Below are 21,811 nucleotides of genomic sequence, written 5' to 3' on the forward strand. Positions count from 1 at the left end.
TGTTCTACGCTCCCTAGAATGGCTGGCATCTTTTCCTATACTCAGACGCGCATCCAGCGTCGGGTCGCCAGCAAGGTCAGCCATGAACAAGAACAATCGCCATCCTGCAGACGGTAAGAAACCAGTCACCATTTTCGGCCCGGACTTTCCTTTCGCCTTCGACGACTGGATCGAGCACCCGGCCGGTCTCGGCAGCATTCCCGAGCACAACCACGGTGCCGAAGTGGCAATCGTCGGGGCCGGTATCGCCGGTCTGGTGGCGGCTTATGAGCTGATGAAACTCGGCTTGAAACCCGTCGTTTATGAGGCTTCAAAGCTCGGCGGGCGCTTGCGCTCCCAAGCATTCAACGGCACCGACGGCATCGTCGCCGAGCTCGGCGGCATGCGCTTTCCGGTGTCTTCCACCGCGTTCTATCACTACGTCGACAAACTCGGCCTGGAGACCAAGCCCTTCCCCAACCCGCTGACGCCGGCTTCCGGTAGCACCGTGATCGACCTGGAAGGCAAAACCCATTACGCACAAAGTCTGAAGGACCTTCCTGCACTGTTCCAGGAAGTGGCTGACGCCTGGGCCGATGCTTTGGAGGCAGGTTCGCAGTTCTCGGATATCCAGCAAGCGATCCGCGACCGCGACGTGCCACGCCTCAAGGAGTTGTGGAACACCCTGGTGCCGCTGTGGGACGACCGCACGTTCTACGACTTCGTCGCCACGTCGAAAGCCTTCGCCAAATTGTCGTTCCATCACCGTGAAGTATTCGGCCAGGTCGGTTTCGGCACCGGCGGCTGGGACTCGGACTTCCCCAACTCGATGCTGGAAATCTTCCGCGTGGTGATGACCAACTGCGACGATCACCAGCACCTGGTAGTCGGCGGTGTGGAACAAGTGCCGCAAGGCATCTGGCGTCATGCGCCGGAACGCTGCGTACACTGGCCGCAAGGCACCAGCCTCAAGTCGTTGCACCATGGTGCACCGCGCTCCGGGGTGAAGAAAATCGCCCACGCGCCTGACGGACGTTTCGCAGTCACCGACAACAACGGCGACATCCGCGAATACGCGGCCGTACTGACCACCTGCCAGAGCTGGCTGCTGACCACCCAGATCGAATGCGACGAAAGCCTGTTCTCGCAAAAAATGTGGATGGCCCTGGACCGCACTCGCTACATGCAATCGTCGAAGACCTTCGTGATGGTCGATCGCCCGTTCTGGAAGGACAAGGATCCGGAAACCGGTCGCGACCTGATGAGCATGACCCTCACCGATCGCCTGACCCGTGGCACCTATCTGTTCGACAACGGCGACGACAAGCCGGGCGTGATCTGTCTGTCGTACTCGTGGATGAGCGATGCGCTGAAGATGCTCCCGCATCCGGTGGAAAAACGCGTGAAGCTGGCGCTGGATGCGTTGAAGAAGATCTACCCGAAAGTCGACATCGCCGCGCGGATCATCGGCGATCCGATCACCGTGTCGTGGGAAGCCGACCCGCATTTCCTCGGTGCATTCAAAGGCGCCCTGCCCGGCCACTATCGCTACAACCAGCGCATGTACGCGCACTTCATGCAGGACGACATGCCGCCGGAACAGCGCGGGATTTTCATCGCCGGCGACGACGTGTCGTGGACGCCAGCATGGGTCGAAGGCGCGGTGCAGACCTCGCTCAACGCGGTCTGGGGAATCATGAAGCACTTCGGCGGGTCCACACATAAAGAGAACCCCGGCCCGGGTGATGTGTTCAACGACATCGGCCCGATCGCCCTGCCCGAGTAAGAGGAATCCCTGATGCGTGTAGCCCTTTACCAATGTCCACCGCTGCCTCTGGAGCCTGCTGCCAACCTTCAGCGTCTGCATCAACTGGCGATGGAGGCCAAAGGCGCCGACCTGCTGGTGGTGCCGGAGATGTTCCTGACCGGCTACAACATCGGCAAGGAGGCGGTTGCGACATTGGCCGAGGTCTTCAACGGTGAGTGGGCGCAGCAAGTCGGACGGATCGCCAAGGCTGCCGGCCTGGCGATTCTCTACGGTTACCCGGAGCGCACTGCCGAAGGACAGATCTACAACGCCGTGCAGTTGATCGATTCGAACGGTGAGCGCCTGTGCAATTACCGCAAGACGCATCTGTTCGGCGATCTGGATCGCTCGATGTTCAGCCCCGGTGAAGGCGAGTTTCCCATCGTCGAGCTCAACGGCTGGAAGCTCGGCTTCCTGATCTGCTACGACCTGGAATTCCCGGAAAACGCCCGGCGCCTGGCTCTTGAAGGCGCCGAGCTGATTCTGGTGCCGACGGCGAACATGATTCCTTTCGATTTCATTGCCGATGTTTCCGTGCGCTCCCGCGCGTTCGAAAATCAGTGCTACGTGGCTTACGCCAACTACTGCGGCCACGAAGGCGACATCCATTACTGCGGGCAAAGCAGCATTGCCGCACCGGATGGCAGCCGTATCGCCCAGGCCGGACTGGACGAAGCCTTGATCGTCGGTGAGCTGGATCGCCAGTTGATGGTCGACTCCCGTAGCGCCAACCGCTACTTCAACGACCGCCGCCCCGAACTTTACGACGCGCTCAGCAAGCGCTAATCCGCTAGCATTGGCACTTCACTGTTCTGGAAGTGCCCATGCCTGCGCCGACTCATCCCCGCCCCCACACCGAAACTCTGGCCAACGGCTTGCGTGTGACCCTGCGTCACGTGCCAGGCCTGAAACGCAGCGCTGCCGCGTTGCGGGTGGCTGCCGGTAGCCATGACGTGCCGTTGGCGTGGCCGGGACTGGCGCATTTCCTTGAGCATTTACTGTTCCTCGGCACCGAGCGTTTTCCTGCACAGCAAGGGTTGATGGCCTACGTGCAAGGTCACGGCGGCCAGGTGAACGCCAGTACCCGCGAGCGCACCACCGATTTCTTCTTTGAGTTGCCGCCAGCGTCCTTCAGCGGTGGGTTGGAGCGTCTGTCAGACATGCTCACCCACCCGCGTATGAATCCGGACGACCAGGTGCGGGAACGGGAAGTGTTGCACGCCGAGTTTGTCGCGTGGTCGCAGGATGCTGCGGCTCAGCAGAAAGAGGCGCTGTTTGAGGGGGTGTCGGCAGCACATCCGTTGCGCGGCTTTCATGCCGGAAACCGCGACAGCCTGCCGGTGGAACAAGCGGATTTTCAGCAGGCGTTGAAAGACTTTCATCAGCAGCTTTACTGCACCGGACAGATGACTCTGAGTCTGGTGGGGCCGCAAAGTGTCGAAGCGCTGCGAGCGCTGGCCGAACAGTTTGCCGCCACGCAGACGTCTGGGGATAAGACGGCACAGGCAGCCCCCGTTCGCTTGATGGACAATCCACAGGCAAGTTATCAACAGGCCGGCGAGCGGCACGGCAATCTTCTGTTTGCGTTGGAAGACTTGCCGGAGTCGTCGGCCGAAGCGTTGGCGTTTCTCTGTCACTGGTTGAACAGCGCCAAAACCGGCGGATTGCTCGCACATTTGCAGCAGCAGGGTCTGGCGGAGGGTTTACAGGCCTGTGTGCTGTATCAATTTGCTGAGCAGGCGTTGCTGCATCTTCAATTCACGGCGGCATCCGGGTCACTCGACGCCATCCGCGCACAGCTTCTCGACTGGTTGAGCTTCTTCGCAGCACAGCAGGACTGGCCGGCACTGCGCGCGGAATACTCGGCACAGCTTCAGCGTCAGCAGCAGGTCAGCAGTGCGTTGCAACTGGCGCGACTCGACAGCGAACAACTCGAAAGCGACCTCTCCGAAACGACCGTTGCGGCGCTCAAAGTGATTCTCGGCAAAATCGGCACTGTGGATAACTTCAGCAGCCACTGGCATCTGCCCGCTGCCAATCCGTTCCTGCGTGCAACAGAGCCACTGGCCAACGCCGGCCTTATTCGCGGCCAGACCAGCGCCCATCGAGGTCTGCGCACGTTCGCTCAGGATCGCTCACGCACCCGACGCGAACGCTCGCCGATGCAATTCAGCCAGGCGCTACCGGATAACGGTGACGAAGGTGCAGTGTATGTACGCTGGCAGACGGAAGCGGCGGCCACGGCCGAGCTGCAAGCGAAACTGCAACGCAGTCTGCGGGAGGTTTCTGACGACGCGCGTCAGGCCGGGGTCGAATTGTCCTTCAACGCCACGGGTAATCAGTGGCTGCTGAAAATCACCGGCCTGCAGGACACGCTGCCCGTTGTGCTGGAGCACGCGCTGAAATCTCTGACGCAAGTGGGCGTCGAATCCGCAAAAGGCGAGCCGCAACCTGCGCTGATACCGATCCGCCAACTGCTCAAGGCATTGCCCGAAAAGTGCCTGCCATCGGTAGACGAATCCGATGACGCCGCGCACCTGTGGACAACTTCCCGCTGGGATGGTCTGGCTTTGGGACTTAGCCAACAGACCCAGTCAGCCATGGGCCTGGCCCTGAGTCGCATCCCCGGCATCCCGGACAATCAAATCCCCCCACCGTCGGCGATCCACGCCGGATTCCGGTGGAGTCAGATCGGCAGCACGTCCAGCGAACACGCCTTGTTGCTGTTCTGCCCGACCGTCAGCCGTGAAATCGCCGACGAAGCCGCGTGGCGCCTGCTTGCGCAACTGTGCCAGACACCTTTCTACCAACGCCTGCGAGTTGAATTACAACTCGGCTATGCGGTGTTCAGCGGCCTGCGCCAGCTCCACGGCCAGACCGGCTTGCTGTTCGGTGTGCAATCTCCCTCGGCCACCGCCGCGCAACTGTTCGAGCACATTCATCAGTTTCTCGATGACCTGCCAGCCCTTGTCGAACAACTCGATGACGCCAGCTTCGCCCAGCAACGACAGACGCTTGCCGATCAGTTCGATGACAGCGCCCTGTCCGGCAAAGAAGCTGCCGAACTCCTGTGGCAGGCCCGACTCGCCGGCCACTCGTCGGATTATCTGCCGCAACTGCGTAGCGCCATCGTTCAACTGGATCGCCCGGTATTGCTGGCCGCCGCACAACGTCTGATCAGCGCCGAAGGCGGCTGGCACGGCCTGTCCAACGAGCCTGCGCCGGGCGCGCCCTGGCAAGCGGCAAAATGATCATTACCGGGGCTGCAAGGAGCTTTCTCAAAGATTCACGGGCCAACCCCCTGAAATTTTGAGTAACATAGCCACCTAACTATTTGGAACATCCCTGCGCTGCCGTGGACTATACCTATGGATAGCGCTATCTCACCCACCTGAAAAAGGAGTCACCCGATGGCTTGGACCAAACCTGCTTACACCGACCTGCGTATCGGCTTCGAAGTCACCATGTACTTCGCCAGCCGCTGAGTTCTGCCTAGTCAGAATTGCAGTGCAACGCCTCGGCTCGCCGGGGCGTTTTATTTTCAGCGTTGAAATGATGGAGCGTTCATGTTCGTCCAGATTCTGGGTTCGGCCGCCGGTGGCGGTTTTCCGCAGTGGAACTGCAACTGCGTCAATTGCGCCGGTTTTCGCGACGGCAGCCTGAATGCCCAGGCCCGTACCCAATCGTCCATCGCTATTTCCGATGACGGCGTGAACTGGGTGCTGTGCAACGCCTCGCCGGACATCCGCGCGCAGCTTCAGAGCTTCGCCCCGATGCAACCGGGCCGGGCCCTGCGTGACACCGGCATCAGCGCGATCATCCTGATGGACAGCCAGATCGACCACACCACCGGCCTGCTCAGCCTGCGCGAGGGTTGCCCGCATCAGGTCTGGTGCACGGACATGGTCCACGAAGACCTGAGCTCCGGTTTCCCGCTGTTCACCATGCTCAAGCACTGGAACGGCGGGCTGGACTGGAACCGGATCGAACTCGACCAGAATTTCACCGTCGCCGCGTGCCCGAACCTGCGCTTCACCCCGTTGCCGTTGCGCAGCGCCGCACCGCCCTACTCGCCGCACCGCTTCGACCCGCATCCGGGCGACAACATCGGCCTGATCGTCGAAGACCTCAGCACCGGCGGTAAACTGTTCTACGCGCCGGGCCTGGGCAAAGTCGATGCGCCGCTGCTGGAAATCATGGCTGGCAGCGACTGCGTGCTGGTGGACGGGACAATGTGGGACGACGATGAAATGCAGCGCCGTGGCGTCGGCACCCGCACCGGCCGCGAAATGGGCCACCTGGCGCAGAACGGCCCCGGCGGCATGCTCGAAGTGCTGGAACAGCTTCCCGAGCAGCGCAAGGTGCTTATCCACATCAACAACACCAACCCGATTCTCGACGAAGACTCGCCGGAGCGTGCGGAACTGGTTCGGCGCAATGTTGAAGTGGCGTATGACGGCATGAGTATTGTGCTGTAAGCATTTGAGACCGCTACGCGGTCTATCGCCAGCAGGCTGGCTCCCACAGGGAACTGCATTCTCATGTGGGAGCCAGCCTGCTGGCGATGGCGCCTGATCATTCACAGAAGATTTCAACGGTTGTTCCCCGGAGAACCGCAATGACCGACACCCCGCTGTCCACCGCCGAATTCGAAGCGGCCCTGCGCGCCAAGGGCGCCTATTACCACATTCATCACCCGTATCACGTGGCGATGTATGAAGGCCGGGCCACCCGCGAGCAGATTCAGGGCTGGGTCGCCAACCGCTTCTACTATCAGGTGAACATCCCCCTGAAAGACGCGGCGATCCTCGCCAACTGCCCGGATCGCGAGATCCGCCGCGAGTGGATTCAACGCCTGCTCGATCACGACGGCGCCCCCGGTGAGGATGGCGGCATCGAAGCCTGGCTGCGCCTCGGCCAGGCCGTCGGCCTCGATCCGGATCAATTGCGTTCTCAGGAACTGGTGCTGCCCGGCGTGCGTTTCGCCGTCGATGCCTACGTCAACTTCGCCCGCCGCGCCAGTTGGCAGGAAGCCGCCAGCAGTTCGCTGACCGAGCTGTTCGCGCCGCAGATCCACCAGTCGCGGCTCGACAGCTGGCCGCAGCATTACCCGTGGATCGACCCGGCCGGCTACGAATACTTCCGCACCCGTCTCGGCCAGGCCCGACGCGATGTCGAGCATGGTCTGGCAATCACGCTCGAGCACTACAAGACCCGCGAAGGCCAAGAGCGCATGCTGGAAATTCTCCAGTTCAAACTGGACATTCTTTGGAGCATGCTCGATGCCATGAGCATGGCCTACGAACTGAACCGCCCGCCGTATCACAGCGTCACCGATCAACGGGTCTGGCATAAAGGAATCGCCTTATGAGTTTCGACCGCAGCAAGACCCCGACCTGGCGTCCCGGCTACCGCTTCCAGTACGAACCGGCCCAGAAAGGCCATGTGCTGCTGTACCCGGAAGGCATGATCAAGCTCAACGAAAGTGCCGCACTGATCGGCGGCCTGATCGACGGTGAACGGGATGTCGCGGCGATCATCGCCGAACTCGACAAACAGTTCCCCGGCGTGCCCGAGCTCGGTGACGACATCGAGCAATTCATGGAGGTTGCCCGTGCGCAGCACTGGATCGAACTTGCCTGAGTCATCGGCGCAAGTCCCGGCCAAACCGGAAATCGGCCTGCCGCTGTGGCTGCTCGCCGAGCTGACTTACCGCTGCCCGCTGCAATGCCCGTACTGCTCCAATCCACTGGATTTCGCCGAGCAGGGCAAAGAGCTGAGCACCGAGCAGTGGATCAAGGTATTTCGCGAGGCGCGGGAGATGGGCGCGGCGCAACTGGGCTTTTCCGGGGGCGAGCCGCTGGTGCGCCAGGACCTTGCCGAGCTGATCCGTGAAGCGCGCCAGTTGGGTTTCTACACCAACCTGATCACCTCCGGCATCGGCCTGACCGAGCAGAAGATCAGCGACTTCAAGAAGGCCGGGCTCGATCACATCCAGATCAGTTTCCAGGCCAGCGACGAGCAAGTGAACAACCTGCTCGCCGGCTCGAAAAAAGCCTTTGCGCAAAAACTGGAAATGGCTCGTGCCGTGAAAGCCCACGGCTATCCGATGGTGCTGAACTTCGTCACCCATCGGCACAACATCGACAAGATCGACCGCATCATTGAACTGTGCATTGCGCTGGAGGCCGACTTCGTCGAACTCGCCACCTGCCAGTTCTACGGTTGGGCGCAGCTCAATCGTGTCGGCCTGTTGCCGACCAAAGAGCAACTGGTGCGCGCCGAACGCATCACCAACGAATACCGCGCCAAACTGGAAGCCGAAGGGCATCCGTGCAAGCTGATTTTCGTCACCCCGGACTATTACGAAGAACGCCCGAAAGCCTGCATGAACGGCTGGGGCAGTCTGTTTCTGACAGTCACACCGGACGGCACCGCCTTGCCCTGTCATGGCGCCCGACAGCTGCCGGTACAATTTCCCAATGTGCGCGACCTCAGCATGCAGCACATCTGGTACGACTCGTTCGGCTTCAACCGCTTCCGCGGCTATGACTGGATGCCCGAGCCGTGCCGCTCCTGTGACGAGAAAGAGCAGGACTTCGGCGGCTGCCGCTGCCAGGCCTTCATGCTCACCGGCGATGCGAGCAATGCCGACCCGGTGTGCAGCAAGTCCGAACATCACGGCGTGATTCTCAAAGCCCGCGAAGAAGCCGAGCACGCCACCCAGACCATTGAACAACTGGCCTTTCGCAATGAACGAAACTCGCGCCTCATCGCCAAAGGCTGAGCCTTTCAGCGCCACCGCTGCGGTTGCTGCCGGCGTGGATTTCGCCGAGCTGCAACTTGGCGCCCATGGTTTGTTCTGGAATGAATATCGGCCGACAGACGCCGCTTGCCGGATCTGGCACTGGCGCGATGGCGCAGCGAAATGTCTGACGCCTGCGGGTTTCAGCGTGCGCAGCCGGGTGTACGAATATGGTGGCGGGGCGTTTTGTCTGACGCCTGACGGGGTGGTTTTCGTTAACGAGGCGGACCAGCAGTTGTACCGACAGACGTTGGACGGCGAGCCCGTGGCATTGACGTCCGGAGAATGCCGGTTTGGTGATCTGCATTTTGCCAACGGGCAGGTGCTTGCTGTTGAAGAGAACGGTGACCGGCATCGGCTTGTAGCTATCGATCTGGCAAATGGCGGCCGCCATATGCTGGTTGAAGGCGCGGATTTTTACGCGTCACCAATCATCAGCCAGGATGGCCAGCGCCTGGCGTGGATAGAGTGGAGCCGCCCTCATCAGCCGTGGACTTCCACCCGACTGATGATCGCCGAGCGATCGTCCAATGGATTTTCCGCCCCGCGTTGTTTGGCCGGCGAAACCCTTGAAGAGTCGATCCAACAACCGCGTTTCGATGCCAATGGCCGACTGGGCTGCCTGACCGACCGTGGCGGTTATTGGCAACCGTGGGTCGAGTCGGCAAACGACTTGCAACCGTTAGCTAGCGCCGAAGCCGATCACGCGCCAGCCCCTTGGCAACTCGGCGGCTGCACCTGGCTGCCCATCGGCGAAAACTTTTTGGCGAGCTGGAGCGAAGGCGGTTTCGGTCGTCTGGCGCTCAACGGCGAAGACTTCACCGGCGACTACAGCCGCTTCCGTCATCTGGCTGTCGATGGTCAATTCATTTACTGCATTGCCGCCTCACCGATCAGCCCTTCTGCGGTGATCGCCATCGATCGCAAATCGCGTGAAGTGAACGTCCTGGCCGGCGGGGTCGCACCGCTTCCCGCCGAGCGCATCAGCCGCCCGCAAACCCTGCGCTACCCCAGCGGTACGGGTGAAGCGCACGGCTTCTTTTACCCGGCCACGAATGGCGATGCTAAACCGCCGCTGGTGGTGTTCATCCACGGCGGCCCGACGTCGGCGTGCTACCCGATGCTGGATCCGCGCATCCAGTACTGGACGCAACGCGGCTTCGCCGTCGCCGACCTCAATTACCGTGGCAGCAGCGGCTATGGCCGGGAGTATCGACAGGCCCTGCATCTGAGTTGGGGCGCAGTGGATGTCGAGGATGCCTGCGCAGTGGTGGCTTATCTGGCCAAACGCGACATGATCGACGGCGAGCGTGCGTTTATCCGTGGCGGCAGCGCCGGTGGATACACCACGCTTTGTGCCCTGGCGTTCCATCAGGTATTCCGCGCTGGCGCCAGTCTGTACGGCGTCAGTGACCCGGTGGCCCTCGGCCGCGCAACACACAAATTTGAAGGCGATTATCTGGACTGGCTGATCGGCGATCCGGAGCAAGATGCCGAACGCTACGCCGCCCGCACACCGTTGCTGCACGCCGGCAACATTCGCGTACCGGTGATCTTCTTCCAAGGTGAGCTGGACGCCGTGGTCGTGCCGCAACAGACCCGCGACATGGTCGCGGCCCTGGAGCAAAACGGCATTGAGGTCGAAGCGCATTACTACGCCGATGAACGTCACGGTTTCCGTCGGGCCGCCAATCAGGCCCACGCGCTGGAGCAGGAATGGCGGTTCTACCGGCGAGTGATGGGTTTGACGGACTGAGACTCAGCGCTTGGCGATGATGTACACCGCATGCACGATCCCCGGGATGTAACCGCACAACGTCAGCAGAATGTTCAGCCAGAACGCGCCGCCGAACCCGACCTGCAGAAACACACCCAGTGGCGGCAACAGAATGGCGATGATGATGCGGATAAAGTCCATGGGGCAGCTCCTGATTGGGGGTTGGCTCACCTGAGCCATACAAGCTAATCGACCTGTGCCGTTTGTCAGGGTTCAGTGCTATCGCCAGACAGAGTGCGCAAGACCACTCAAGCCAGTATTTGCAGACCGTGTTTCTGCACAATGCTGAGCAGCTTCAAAGCCATTCCGCTTGGATGCTTATCCCCTGATTCCCATTGTTTGACGGTCGACGCGCTGGTGTTCAAATAACGCGCGAACACTGGCTGGCTGACGTTGTTGCGCTCACGCAACGCCTTGATCTGCTCCGCCGGAATTACATCTGGAACCGCTGCAAGGCACGACTCATCAAACTCACGCATCGTTGCCTTGCTGATCGCGCCGACTGCATGCAGGGCACTGGCCGACTCGTGTACTGATTCAAATACGTCACTCCTGAATTTTTTACTCATGAGTTATCTCCACAAACGCCTTCATGACCAACAAGCCTTGAATCTGCTCTTCGGTAAGTTGTGCATAGGCTTTCGCCAGTTTGCGCAGCTCCTTCAACTCTGCAGAGTTGATATTGCTCCGATCCTTTTTGGCGAACAGCACCTGATAAATCCAGTAACGCCCGCCCTTGGCCAGAACTATCGAACGGTGGCGGTTTTCGTTCAGGCGCTTCTTCCAGACTCCGCCTCCCAGATTGTCTGCTTGCCCATCAAGCATCTCGGCAAAAGCCTCGCGAAGCTCGTCGTCGGTGATCCAAGCTTTGCTGGCCTGTATCGCAAAACCTTTTGTCTTGAACAACCTGAACGACATCGGTATCCCTTCCAAAAAACATACCACTCAGTGGTATAGATTACAAAGCCTGTCTTACGACAAGGGTGTTCTGCGGCTTCGGCAATCCTTGCCAAAGCCGCTAAAGAAACACTGAAGCAACCGTCCCTCAAGCACTAAACCGCGCTCGCAAAACCCGGCCACAAAAAAACGCCCCACGCCAAAAGAATCAGGCGTGGGGCGTGCGTTATACCGCGAGACGGTTCTTGAATTCGGGTGGGAAACTTCAGCTCAGACGGCAATCCCTTTGCGGCATTGCAGTTGCGCGGAGCGTACCCGGGAGAAGGCGCGGGCCAGGCGCAGGAGCATTTCGTCGATGTTGGCCTTGCTGACGTTGAGCGCCGGGGTGAACCGCAGGCAGTTGGCTTGTGGGGCGTTGAGCAGCAAGCCTTCATGAAGCGCGGCTTTGACGACGGCCTCGGCGGAGTCTTCCGACAAGGTCAGTCCCCAGAACAGACCCTGCCCGCGCAACACGCCATGCTCATAACGATGGGCCAGACGGGCGAGCCCTTCTCGTAGATGCTGGCCATTGTCGCGAATCTGTTCGAGGAAGGCCCGATCCTGCACGCTGTCGAGCACCACCAGGCCGGCGGCGGTCATCAATGCGTTGCCGTGATGAGTACCGCCCAGCTCGCCCGAGTCGAAACAGCACGCCTTGCCTCGCGCCAGCAATGCAGCCAGTGGCACACCTCCGCCGAGGCCCTTGCCGAGTACGACGATATCGGCGCACACGCCGTAGGACTGTTCGGCGAGCAAGGCGCCGCAGCGGCCGATGCCGGTCTGAACCTCGTCGAGAATCAGCAGAATCCCCAGCTCACGGCAGAGGCGTTCGACTCCCTTGAGGTAATGTTCGGTCGCTGGAATCACCCCGGCATCGCTCTGGATCGGTTCGAGCATGATCGCCACGGTCTGCGCATCAACCGCCGCGTGCAGCGCCGGCAGGTCGTTGAACGGCACCAGATCAAAACCCGGCAGCAGGGGCGCAAAACGGTTGTGCAGGTTGCAACTGTCCGACGCCGAAATCGTCGCCAGACTACGTCCGTGACAGCCTTGTCTGGCGACGATAATCCGCGAGGCGCCGCCGCGATGCAGTTGACCCCATTTGCGCGCCAGTTTGATTGCTGCTTCACAGGCTTCACTGCCACTGTTGAGCAGGTAGGCCTGATCGCTGGAAGTACTGGCACACAGGCGCTCGGCGAGGTTGAGCATGCCGCGGTTGTGCAGATTGAAACCGGGATTGATCAGGGCCTGAGCCTGGTTGGCGATGGCCTTGACCAGCGCCGAAGGGCTGTGGCCGAGGCTGTTGGCGCCTCCGGCCTGGGAAAAGTCCAGGTAGGCGCGGTCATTGCTGTCCCATAGCCAGGAGCCTTGGCCGCGAACGAATACCTGCTGCGGGCGCTCGACGCTGGGCATCAGACGTTCGACATTCAGGCCATCAGCGGCATCCGATTCCCGGGTTTCAAAAGCCAGGTCATCGAGGCTCGGCGTCTGGCGCCGCAAACTGAACAGATTCATTGAAAAAAACCTCGATCGAGGTTTTTTGAACTGCCTATGTAAACACTTTCAAAACAAACGCTGGTCATTGCGCTTTCCGGCCCTGCAAGCCTGTGAATGCGGTTAGACTAGGCCTGTTCACGGCGTCGAGCTATTTCGTTTTCCCAGCATTTTCGATAAGAATTACTTATGGATTTCAAACAACTGCGTTATTTCGTCGCGGTCTACGAAGAAGGTCATGTCGGGCGTGCCGCCGAGCGTCTGTCGATCTCTCAGCCCGCGCTGTCCCAGCAGATCCGCCACCTGGAACAGAACCTCGACGTGACCCTGTTCGAACGCAGCAGCAAACGCCTGCTGCCGACCCTCGCCGCCCACACCTTGTACAACCACGCTTTGCCACTGCTCGACGGCATGCAGCGTGCGCGTGAGGCGCTGGGCAACTTCAAGGGTCAGGCACTGCGCACGCTGGCGATTGGCGTATTGCAAACCGTACACACCAGCCTGGTGCCGCAAATGCTGGAGCGAGTGCGCAAGGCCCAGCCGCATCTGGTGGTACAGATTTATGAATTGACCGGACTTGAGATCGAGCGGCGTCTGCTCAACGGCTCTTTGGATATCGGCATCAGCTATCTGCCGCCACGCCAGCCGGGCCTGCACGGCGTGATGCTGTACGAAGATGAACTGACGCTGGTCATCCCGGCGGATCATCCGCTGCGGGAATTCAAGAAAGTCTCGATGAGTCAGGCCGCTGAATTGCCGATGTTGTTGCTGGGGGAAGAATTCCAGATCCGTCAGATCTGGCAGGCGCAACTGGCCAGCCTCGGACGTCGTCCGCAAGTGCAGGCCGAATTGAACAATATGGTGGGAATTCTCGACAGCCTGCCGCATACCCGTCTGGCGACGGTGCTGCCCGGTCGTTCGCAAAAGGAGTACGACGATCAGGACCTGCTGTGGAAGCCGTTGAGTGAGCCGCGCGTGCCGTTGACGGTCGGGCTGGTGTGTCGCGATGTCCAGCGCCAGCAGGCGCCATTGGCCTTGCTGCGAACGTTGCTGGAAGAGGTGATGCAGCGTGAGGACAAACCGCTGAAAGGGGCGCCGCCGCTGGACGCGTTGAGCTGAAAACTTTTCTGCGGGCATAAGAAAACCCCGCCGAAGCGGGGCTTTGCAGACTGTTTCCCTGACATCCATTTCACTCCGCCACCCTGGCAGAATCCTACGTGTCCGTGTTGTTGCTTTGCGCTTCCTGCGCGACGTCCATGGAAAGTAGATTAGCTCTGGATCCAATCTACGCCTATGGGAGAACAGCAGCACGTCATGTAAGAGATCGCTTACATGACGTTACATCATCAGAACTGCGCAGCGTCCAGCAGGAACAGCGACTCGCTGCCGGCTTTGACCGACGCGCTCAGCGAGTGAATCCGCGGCAGCAGACGGGCGAAATAGAACCGCGCCGTGCCGAGTTTGCTCGCGTAGAAATCGTCCTGCGCTTCTTTGCCCAGCGATGCCTTGGCCATCAGCGCCCACATGTACGCGTAAGCGGTGTAGCCAAACGCTTGCAGATACTCGACCGATGCCGCGCCGATTTCGTTCGGGTTGGTTTTCGCCCGGTCCAGCAGCCACGAAGTCAGCTCGTCGAGGGTGTCGACGGCGTCATTCAGCGGCTTGGTGAACTCACCCAGATCGGCACTGGCAGTCGCGGTGAAATGGCGGATCTCGTCGGCGAACAGTTTGTAGAACGCGCCGCCGCTGCCGACGATCTTGCGACCCACCAGATCAAGCGCCTGAATGCCGTTGGTGCCTTCGTAGATCTGGGTGATACGCACGTCACGCACCAGTTGCTCCTGGCCCCACTCGCGGATGTAGCCGTGGCCGCCGAAGATCTGCTGGCCGTGGACGGTGGTTTCCAGACCCAGATCGGTCAGGAAGGCCTTGGCCACTGGCGTCAGCAACGCAACCAGATCTTCCGCACGTTTGCGGGTGGCGGCGTCTTCGCTGAACTTGGCGGTATCGAGCTGCATCGCCACATAAGTGGAGAACGCACGGCCGCCTTCGTTCGAGGCTTTCATGGTCAGCAGCATACGACGCACGTCCGGGTGGACGATGATCGGGTCTGCGACCTTGTCCTTGTTCTGCGCGCCAGTCGGCGAACGGCTTTGCAGGCGGTCGCGGGCGTATTCGATGGCGTTCTGATACGAGCGCTCGCCGGTGGCCAGACCCTGAATGCCGACGCCCAGACGCTCGTAGTTCATCATGGTGAACATCGCGGCCAGGCCCTTGTTCGGCTCGCCGACCAGGTAACCCACGGCTTCGTCGAAGTTCATCACGCAGGTAGCGGATGCCTGGATGCCCATCTTGTGTTCGATCGAACCGCAGTTCGCCGGGTTGCGCGCGCCCAGGCTGCCATCGGCATTGACCATGAACTTCGGCACCAGAAACAGCGAAATGCCCTTCGGCCCAGCCGGTGCGTCCGGCAGTTTGGCCAGCACCAGGTGGATGATGTTTTCGGTCAGGTCGTGCTCACCGCCGGTGATGAAGATCTTGGTGCCGCTGACCTTGTAGGAACCGTCGGCCTGAGGTTCGGCCTTGGTGCGGATGATGCCCAGGTCGGTGCCAGCATGCGGTTCGGTCAGGCACATGGAGCCGGCCCAGACACCGGCATACATATTCGGCAGGTAAGCGGCTTTCAGCTCTTCGCTGGCGTGTGCGTTGATCGACAGGCACGCGCCGGCGGTCAGCATCGGATACAGACCGAAGGACAGGCTGGCGGAGTTGACCATTTCTTCGACTTGAGCGGAAACGGCTTTTGGCATGCCCATGCCGCCGTAAGCCGGATCACCACCTACACCGACCCAGCCGCCCTCGGCATAAGCCTGATAGGCCTGTGGGAAACCGGCCGGCGTGGTGACGGCACCGTCGGCCCAGTGGCAGCCTTCTTCGTCGGCAGCACGGCTCAGGGGCGCGATGCTTTTGCTGGTGACCTTGCCGGCCTCTTCGAGAATGGCTTCAACGGTTTCCGCGTCCACGGTCTCGGCCAGGGCCGGCAGTTCGGCCCAGAGTTTGGCGACTTCGAACACTTCATTGAGGACGAAGCGCATATCGCGCAGCGGCGCTTTGTAGTCAGCCATGGCAAACCTCGCAAAGATCTAAACAGGTGATTCGTGGAAGGGTGATTTCGTTGAGCTGGAGTGTAACCCAACAACTTTTGCGACACATAGGGTCAGGCGGTGACTGATTTGTTATTTTTAGTCACCAGCAATCAACCATAAAGAAGCCCGCAATCAGCGGGCTCTTTTGTTTAACAGGGCCGTGTTACAGCGAGAACAACTGGGCCGGCAGTTTCATCAGGCAATCGCTGCCCGCCTCGATCGCCGAACGATGCGCCGCGGTGCGCGGCAACAGACGCTTGAAGTAAAACTCGCACGTCGCCAGTTTGCCCTGGCAGAAATCGCCATCACCCTCGCCCGACTCCAACTGCGCCTGAGCGACCAGCGCCATGCGCAGCCACAGGTAGCCCAGAACGATGTAACCGCTGTACATCAGGTAATCCACCGACGCGGCGCCGACTTCATCCGGATTCTTCATCGCGGCCATGCCGACCTTCGCGGTCAGCTCGCCCCATTGCTGGTTGAGGCCATCGAGCTGCGCGACAAACCCGCCCAGTTGCGCATGCCCAGCGTTGGCGGCGCAGAACTTGTGGACGATTTTGGTGAAGTTGCGCAGCAGCTTGCCCTGACTGCCCAGCACTTTGCGCCCGAGCAGATCCAGCGCCTGAATGCCGTTGGTGCCTTCGTAGATCGGCGCGATCCGGCAATCGCGCACCAGTTGTTCCATTCCCCACTCGCGGATAAATCCGTGGCCGCCGAAAATCTGCATGCCGTGGTTGGTCACCTCCAGGCCGGTGTCGGTCATGAAGGCTTTGCAGATCGGGGTCAGGAACGCCAGCAGGTCTTCGGCCTCCTGACGCGCCTCGGCGTCCGGGCTCAGGTGCGCGACATCGAGCATCTGCGCGGTGAAATAGGTCAGCGCGCGGTTGCCTTCGTTGAAGGCTTTCATGGTTAGCAGCATGCGTCGCACGTCCGGGTGGACGATGATCGGATCCGCCGGCTTGTCCGGGGCTTTGGCGCCGGTCAGGGCGCGCATCTGCAAGCGGTCGTTGGCGTATTTGATTGCGCCCTGAAAACTCGCTTCGCCCAGACACAGTCCCTGCATTCCGGTGCCGAGGCGCGCGTGGTTCATCATGGTGAACATGCAGTTCAGGCCTTTGTTCGGCTCGCCGATCAGGAAGCCTTTGGCGTCGTCGAAGTTCAGCACGCAGGTGGCCGAGGCCTTGATGCCCATCTTGTGCTCGATCGAGCCACAGGAAACGCCGTTGCGCTCCCCTGCCTCACCGGCTGCATCCGGCAGGAATTTCGGCACGATGAACAGCGAAATCCCCTTGGTCCCGGCCGGTGCGTCGGGCAGCTTGGCCAACACCAGATGAATGATGTTGTCGCTCATGTCGTGCTCGCCGGCGGAGATGAAAATCTTGCTGCCGGTCACTGCATAACTGCCGTCGGCCTGCGGCACGGCGCGGGTCTTGATGATGCCAAGATCAGTGCCGCAATGGGCTTCAGTCAGGCACATGGTGCCGGTCCACTGGCCCGCCGTGAGTTTGCGCAGATAGGTGTTTTTCTGTTCCTCGGTGCCGTGGGCATGGATCGCCGACATGGCGCCGTGGGTCAGGCCCGGATACATGCCCCAGGAGGTGTTGCTGGAGGCGACCATTTCGCTGATCACCAACCCCAGCGAACTCGGCAGGCCCTGGCCGCCGTAGGTCGGATCTGCCGCCAGACCGTGCCAGCCACCTTCCACGTATTGTGCGAAGGCCTGCTTGAAGCCTGTAGGCGTTGTCACCACGCCGTTGTCGAAATGGCAGCCTTCTTCGTCACCGCTGCGATTGAGCGGTGCCAGAACGTTCTCACAGAACTTCGCGCCTTCGTCGAGGATCGCGTTGATCATGTCCGGGCTGGCGTCGTGGGCGCCGAGGGCCGCGTACTGAGTATGGAAGTCAAAGACGTGGTCGATCAGAAAGCGCATGTCGCGCAGGGGAGCTTTGTACTCGGGCATGGTGGCTTCTCCTTCAGCAGATTGCTTCAACCTACTGCCGGCCACCCTGCCCCACAATCACTGTCCAGACGCTGAATGCGCCGTCATCACTCAACCTGCGGCGTTGTCCATGCGCACCGCGCCACGGCGGTTCTGACCGAACGCCATCACGCAGTTTCGCCCTGCGCCCTTGGCGCTGTAGAGCGCCTGGTCGGCAGATTTCAACACTTCTTCCGGGGTGCGCTGTTCCAGACGTTCGGCCACACCGATGCTGACCGTGACCGACACGCTTGAAGCGCCCGAGCCCGAGCGACGCTGACGGCCCTGCTGATCATCCTGCGGGCGACTTTCCTGATTGCGCAGTTGAATGTTGTAGGACGCAATCGACTCGCGGATGACTTCCAGGTGCGGCATGCACTCTTCAAGAGTCTTGCCCGCAAACACCAGGGCGAATTCCTCACCGCCATAGCGATAAGCCCTACCGCCGCCGCTGATTTTGGACAGCTTGCTGGCGACGAGTCGCAGAACCTGGTCACCCACGTCGTGGCCGTGGGTGTCGTTGAATTTTTTGAAGTGATCGACGTCGCTCATCGCCAGCACATAGTTGCGACCCAGTCGCTGCATGCGCTCGTTGAGTGCGCGGCGGCCCGGCAAACCAGTGAGTTCGTCGCGGAAAGCCATTTGATAAGCCTCGTGCGCTACCGCTGCCGCAATCATCAGCATGACCTGGCTGCACATGATGTTCAGGGTGAACGGCAGGATGAAGGTTTTTGGCAGCATCCAGAACACCCCGAGCAACCCCACCAGTTGCGCCGCGTGCAGCGGACGCGGGTTGCGCCAGTATTGCCAGGCCAGCAGCAGGAACGCCGAGATGAACACCGGATACGACAACTGGATCAGGCTCATCCACGCGCCGTGAAGCGCCGGCCAGCGGATCTCGGAAAGCCACATGAGCAACGCCTGCGGGTAACTTTGCTCAAGCCCCAGCGCCACGCTGCCAAAGGCCAGCAGCACGGCGAAGCGCGCGACCATGTCCTGAAACAGGTGCGTGCGTTCCTGCCACGCGGCGAATAGTCCGAACAACAGCGGCAACAGCAGGCAGACCAGGTGGAACACCACCGCTGCGTCCTCGCGCACCTTGCCGTTGTCGCGGTAATAGTCGGTCTGGGTATCGAGCAGGAAGTAGGCGATGTACACCGTGACCATCAGAAACAGCTCGCGTTGGCGTCGGTAAACCGCACAGTACGAACCGCCCAACAGCAGCACCAAGGTCGGCAACACGTTGAACAGCGAGGTGAAGAACACGTTGAGGTCTTTGACGTACGCAGCCGCCAACCCCGCAAGCAACAACAGCAGTGAAGGCAGGAAATGACTGAAACGTACAGCGGAAGAACGCGGCAAGGGTAAAGCTCCGACCCGTCATGGCAAAGAGATGGCATTGTGCCTGCAATGTGGCCAGTTAAGCACACACAATGTGATCCAGATCACAGGCTGTCTCTTTAACGGCCGAAATCTGCGGTTGCTGAGGGATTTAGTAAGGTTTTTTGCGCAATGGCCGCTAGACGGCCACCATGGCCATCATTATTGATGGCCATGGTGTGTTTTTCTGCTCAGAGATCGTTGTAGAACGGCTGCAATGGCCCCTCGGCCGCCGGCCGGCCTTCAGCACCGTAAGGCTTGAGATTGAGCGATGCGTCCATCGCCTGACGTGTCGTGACTTTCGGACTGGCCGGGCGCTGGGTCACGGCATTTTCATCGCCGATATGGCCCTGCGGGATCACCAGCGACGGATGATCGAACGGTGCGCGCTCCCAGGCCACGCGCGGATCGGTCAGGCCGACTTCCATGAATTTCACCACGGCATCGATTTCGGCAGGCGTCAGGTTCAGCGCCGTCATGTCCGGATCGAGGTTGGAAGTGTTGTGCTGGTTCACCGCCGGGTGCTCGAAGCCGCTGGTGTTGTTGGCGTCTTCCCCGCGCCGGTCACCGCCACGGTTGTAGAACTCCATCACCTGTTTGAGCGTCGAGCGGCTGCCGTTGTGGAAGTACGGCCCGGTCAGGGCGATGTTGCGCAGGGTCGGCGTCTTGAACGCGCCGTCGACCGAATCGCGGAAACCGACATTCGGTTTGAGCGTGGCATCGCACGGAATGGCTGCGCTCAACGGCGCCTCGAACGTGCAGACATCGACGTCCAGCGGATCCACCGAACGGCCGCCCTGCAACACAGTGTTGTACTGACGGGTGAACGACCATGGATTGCCCCACGCGTCCGCGCCGCCGAGGGCCAGGTCTTCCGAAGTCGGGCGCACACCGGTGTTGTAGAAGCCGTTGTCGTAAAGGGTGGTCAGGTTGTCGGCCATCACCATGCGTTCGATGCGTTCGCGCGGATGCATCAACAGACGGCTGGCGGCGTTGGTCAGCTCCGGTCCGCCGTGGCAATTGACGCATTTGCCCTTGCCGAGAAACAGGTTCATGCCCTCGACCTGTTGTGCGTTCATCGCGGTGTGATCGCCTTGCAAATAGGCGTCGATCGGCGCCTGATCGGACACCAGCGTGGCCTCATACATCTGGATCGCCAGGCCGAAGAACAACGGGAAGTTGGCCTCCATCTGGGTGTACGGCGCACCGCCCACCAGAACGTTTTGCGTGGCGTTCCACAGCCGGGGCTGGAAGGCGTTCTTGATCAGTTCGCGATAAGTCGGGCGCCGTGCACCGGATACTGGAGCCAGTACCGAGTCGGTAGACGAAATCCGCTGCTGCTTGAGCATCAGCGTGTCGAGCATCCTGCGACCGATGTCGGCAAAGGTGCGGCCACCACAGGACATTTCCACCGGGCTGCCGGGCGGGCCGACGGCTTGCGAGGCGGCAGACGCATCGTTGAGCGCCAGCCGCACTTTGGTGGCGACCGTGCTGCGTTCGCTGGTCACGTAGATCCCGGCATCCGGGTCGCGGTTGCCGAACGGCGAGAACCCGTTGAACACGTTGTTGGCCCGTCCGTCCCAGAAGTTGCGTACGTTGAACGCGGCGTTGATCACCGACGGCGCATTGCGCCCGGTGCTGCGGCGAACGTTGATGCCGCCGACCTGAAACAGGCCGTCCGGCTGCTGGGTGCATTTGTCGAAACGCGGCTGGTTGGGTTTGACGAAGTTGGCGTCGAACACGCCTTGCGAGCCGACCACGTCGTCCGTCGAGTACACGATGGGCGAGTTGCGCTCCAGAGGGTTGCTCAACACGTGGGTCGGGAAGTCGGTTTTTTTCAGCGTGTAGTTCGGGCCGCCCTTGCCGCCGGACAACGTCGCGTAGGACGCCACATCACCGGGAATGTCCGACGCCACAAACGGTTTGTTGAAGATCGACGCGACGTTGGCGTTGGTGTGCGCCTGGCCGGGGTTGAGCTGGTTGGTGATGCGGTGATCCACGCCGGCGTGGTAGTGGCAGGACGCGCAGGCCGTGGAGCCGTCGCTGCCGATCTCCATGTCCCAGAACAGCGCCTTGCCCAGCAGGATCGCGGCCTGGCGATTGAGCACGTAGTCGGTCATCAGGTCGACCTTGCGTCCTCCCTCGGTCCCGGACGGATCGGGGGGCACCATCCCGCGCAACGATTGCAGCGAGGGAACCTCCGGCACGGGAGGATCGACCTCGGCGGGGTCGGCGGCCCAGGCGCTGTGGACTGATAGCGCGACGGGTAACCAGAAGGTCAAACGAGCGAGTCGACTGATGTTCATAGGCTTCACCCTGACTGTTGTTGTTAAGTGCCGGGCGTCTTGGTTCTTTGAGCAGGCAGTTCTGGTTAGCACCGGTAATTCGGGCAGTGCAATTAATTGGCCACTCTTCTAGAAACATTTTGAATCAATAAGCATTGGGGCTCGGCTGAGCAGCGACTTCATCGATGCTGGGGAATCAGCCCCGGGATTGGGGAAAACCGGGC

18 protein-coding genes are annotated in these 21,811 nt (G+C 60.8%); 10 read left to right on the top strand and 8 right to left on the bottom strand.

The window, feature by feature from the left end:
• The first annotated feature begins 82 nt into the window (after positions 1-82).
• From N8H71_RS20880 to N8H71_RS20920, 9 genes are all read left to right on the top strand, one after another.
• Positions 83-1,765: a flavin monoamine oxidase family protein gene (locus tag N8H71_RS20880; RefSeq protein WP_262195503.1), complete on the top strand. Its 1,683-nt coding sequence runs from the start codon at positions 83-85 to the stop codon at positions 1,763-1,765.
• Positions 1,766-1,777: 12 nt separating this feature from the next.
• Positions 1,778-2,572 carry a carbon-nitrogen hydrolase family protein gene (locus N8H71_RS20885; RefSeq protein WP_085688488.1) on the top strand — a complete coding sequence of 265 codons (795 nt, stop codon included), beginning with the start codon at positions 1,778-1,780 and terminating at the stop codon, positions 2,570-2,572.
• Between the two features lie 38 nt (positions 2,573-2,610).
• The gene (pqqF, locus tag N8H71_RS20890) at positions 2,611-5,037 is read left to right on the top strand and encodes a pyrroloquinoline quinone biosynthesis protein PqqF (protein ID WP_262195505.1); all 2,427 of its coding nucleotides are present in this window, start codon (positions 2,611-2,613) and stop codon (positions 5,035-5,037) included.
• Positions 5,038-5,196: 159 nt separating this feature from the next.
• The gene (gene pqqA, locus N8H71_RS20895) at positions 5,197-5,271 is read left to right on the top strand and encodes a pyrroloquinoline quinone precursor peptide PqqA (protein ID WP_003444522.1); all 75 of its coding nucleotides are present in this window, start codon (positions 5,197-5,199) and stop codon (positions 5,269-5,271) included.
• A gap of 81 nt (positions 5,272-5,352) precedes the next feature.
• The gene (gene pqqB, locus N8H71_RS20900) at positions 5,353-6,264 is read left to right on the top strand and encodes a pyrroloquinoline quinone biosynthesis protein PqqB (protein WP_262195507.1); all 912 of its coding nucleotides are present in this window, start codon (positions 5,353-5,355) and stop codon (positions 6,262-6,264) included.
• A gap of 140 nt (positions 6,265-6,404) precedes the next feature.
• On the top strand, positions 6,405-7,157 hold the full coding sequence (pqqC, locus tag N8H71_RS20905) for a pyrroloquinoline-quinone synthase PqqC (protein ID WP_007959877.1): 753 nt from the start codon (positions 6,405-6,407) through the stop codon (positions 7,155-7,157).
• Positions 7,154-7,429 carry a pyrroloquinoline quinone biosynthesis peptide chaperone PqqD gene (pqqD, locus tag N8H71_RS20910; RefSeq protein WP_095195887.1) on the top strand — a complete coding sequence of 92 codons (276 nt, stop codon included), beginning with the start codon at positions 7,154-7,156 and terminating at the stop codon, positions 7,427-7,429. The genes pqqC and pqqD overlap by 4 nt, the downstream gene beginning before the upstream one ends.
• 31 nt (positions 7,430-7,460) lie before the next feature.
• Entirely contained in the window at positions 7,461-8,573 is a 1,113-nt protein-coding gene (gene pqqE, locus N8H71_RS20915; RefSeq protein ID WP_431768319.1) for a pyrroloquinoline quinone biosynthesis protein PqqE, read from the top strand.
• Entirely contained in the window at positions 8,539-10,347 is a 1,809-nt protein-coding gene (locus N8H71_RS20920; RefSeq protein WP_262195509.1) for a S9 family peptidase, read from the top strand. Before pqqE ends, N8H71_RS20920 begins: the two co-directional genes overlap by 35 nt.
• A gap of 3 nt (positions 10,348-10,350) precedes the next feature.
• On the opposite strand, the gene N8H71_RS20925 is transcribed toward N8H71_RS20920, so the two are convergent.
• The 4 genes from N8H71_RS20925 to N8H71_RS20940 form a co-directional block, all read right to left on the bottom strand.
• On the bottom strand, positions 10,351-10,509 hold the full coding sequence (locus N8H71_RS20925; RefSeq protein ID WP_003228885.1) for a YqaE/Pmp3 family membrane protein: 159 nt from the start codon (positions 10,507-10,509) through the stop codon (positions 10,351-10,353).
• A gap of 107 nt (positions 10,510-10,616) precedes the next feature.
• Complete coding sequence (locus N8H71_RS20930) at positions 10,617-10,937, bottom strand: helix-turn-helix domain-containing protein (protein ID WP_262195510.1); 321 nt, start codon at positions 10,935-10,937, stop codon at positions 10,617-10,619.
• Positions 10,930-11,286, bottom strand: coding sequence for a type II toxin-antitoxin system RelE/ParE family toxin (locus tag N8H71_RS20935; protein WP_127800252.1), 357 nt, complete (start codon positions 11,284-11,286; stop codon positions 10,930-10,932). The genes N8H71_RS20930 and N8H71_RS20935 overlap by 8 nt, the downstream gene beginning before the upstream one ends.
• 249 nt (positions 11,287-11,535) lie before the next feature.
• Positions 11,536-12,819, bottom strand: a complete 1,284-nt coding sequence (locus N8H71_RS20940) for an aspartate aminotransferase family protein (protein WP_262195512.1) — start codon at positions 12,817-12,819, stop codon at positions 11,536-11,538.
• 168 nt (positions 12,820-12,987) lie between these two features.
• On the opposite strand from N8H71_RS20940, the gene N8H71_RS20945 reads away from it, so the two are divergent.
• Positions 12,988-13,917 (top strand): LysR family transcriptional regulator, encoded by a 930-nt coding sequence (locus N8H71_RS20945; protein WP_169432180.1) that lies wholly within the window; start codon positions 12,988-12,990, stop codon positions 13,915-13,917.
• Between the two features lie 227 nt (positions 13,918-14,144).
• Here N8H71_RS20945 and N8H71_RS20950 read toward each other — a convergent pair whose 3' ends face one another.
• The 4 genes from N8H71_RS20950 to N8H71_RS20965 all read right to left on the bottom strand — a co-directional run bounded on the left by N8H71_RS20950 (position 14,145) and on the right by N8H71_RS20965 (position 21,608).
• Entirely contained in the window at positions 14,145-15,923 is a 1,779-nt protein-coding gene (locus tag N8H71_RS20950) for an acyl-CoA dehydrogenase C-terminal domain-containing protein (protein WP_262195515.1), read from the bottom strand.
• A gap of 184 nt (positions 15,924-16,107) precedes the next feature.
• Complete coding sequence (locus tag N8H71_RS20955) at positions 16,108-17,904, bottom strand: acyl-CoA dehydrogenase C-terminal domain-containing protein (protein WP_262195517.1); 1,797 nt, start codon at positions 17,902-17,904, stop codon at positions 16,108-16,110.
• Positions 17,905-17,994: 90 nt separating this feature from the next.
• The gene (locus tag N8H71_RS20960) at positions 17,995-19,284 is read right to left on the bottom strand and encodes a GGDEF domain-containing protein (RefSeq protein ID WP_007959861.1); all 1,290 of its coding nucleotides are present in this window, start codon (positions 19,282-19,284) and stop codon (positions 17,995-17,997) included.
• Between the two features lie 209 nt (positions 19,285-19,493).
• Positions 19,494-21,608, bottom strand: coding sequence for a cytochrome-c peroxidase (locus N8H71_RS20965; protein ID WP_085609076.1), 2,115 nt, complete (start codon positions 21,606-21,608; stop codon positions 19,494-19,496).
• Positions 21,609-21,811: the final 203 nt, after the last annotated feature.

It is taken from the genome of Pseudomonas koreensis (genome assembly GCF_025447595.1).
Taxonomy (GTDB): Bacteria; Pseudomonadota; Gammaproteobacteria; order Pseudomonadales; family Pseudomonadaceae; genus Aquipseudomonas; species Aquipseudomonas koreensis_H.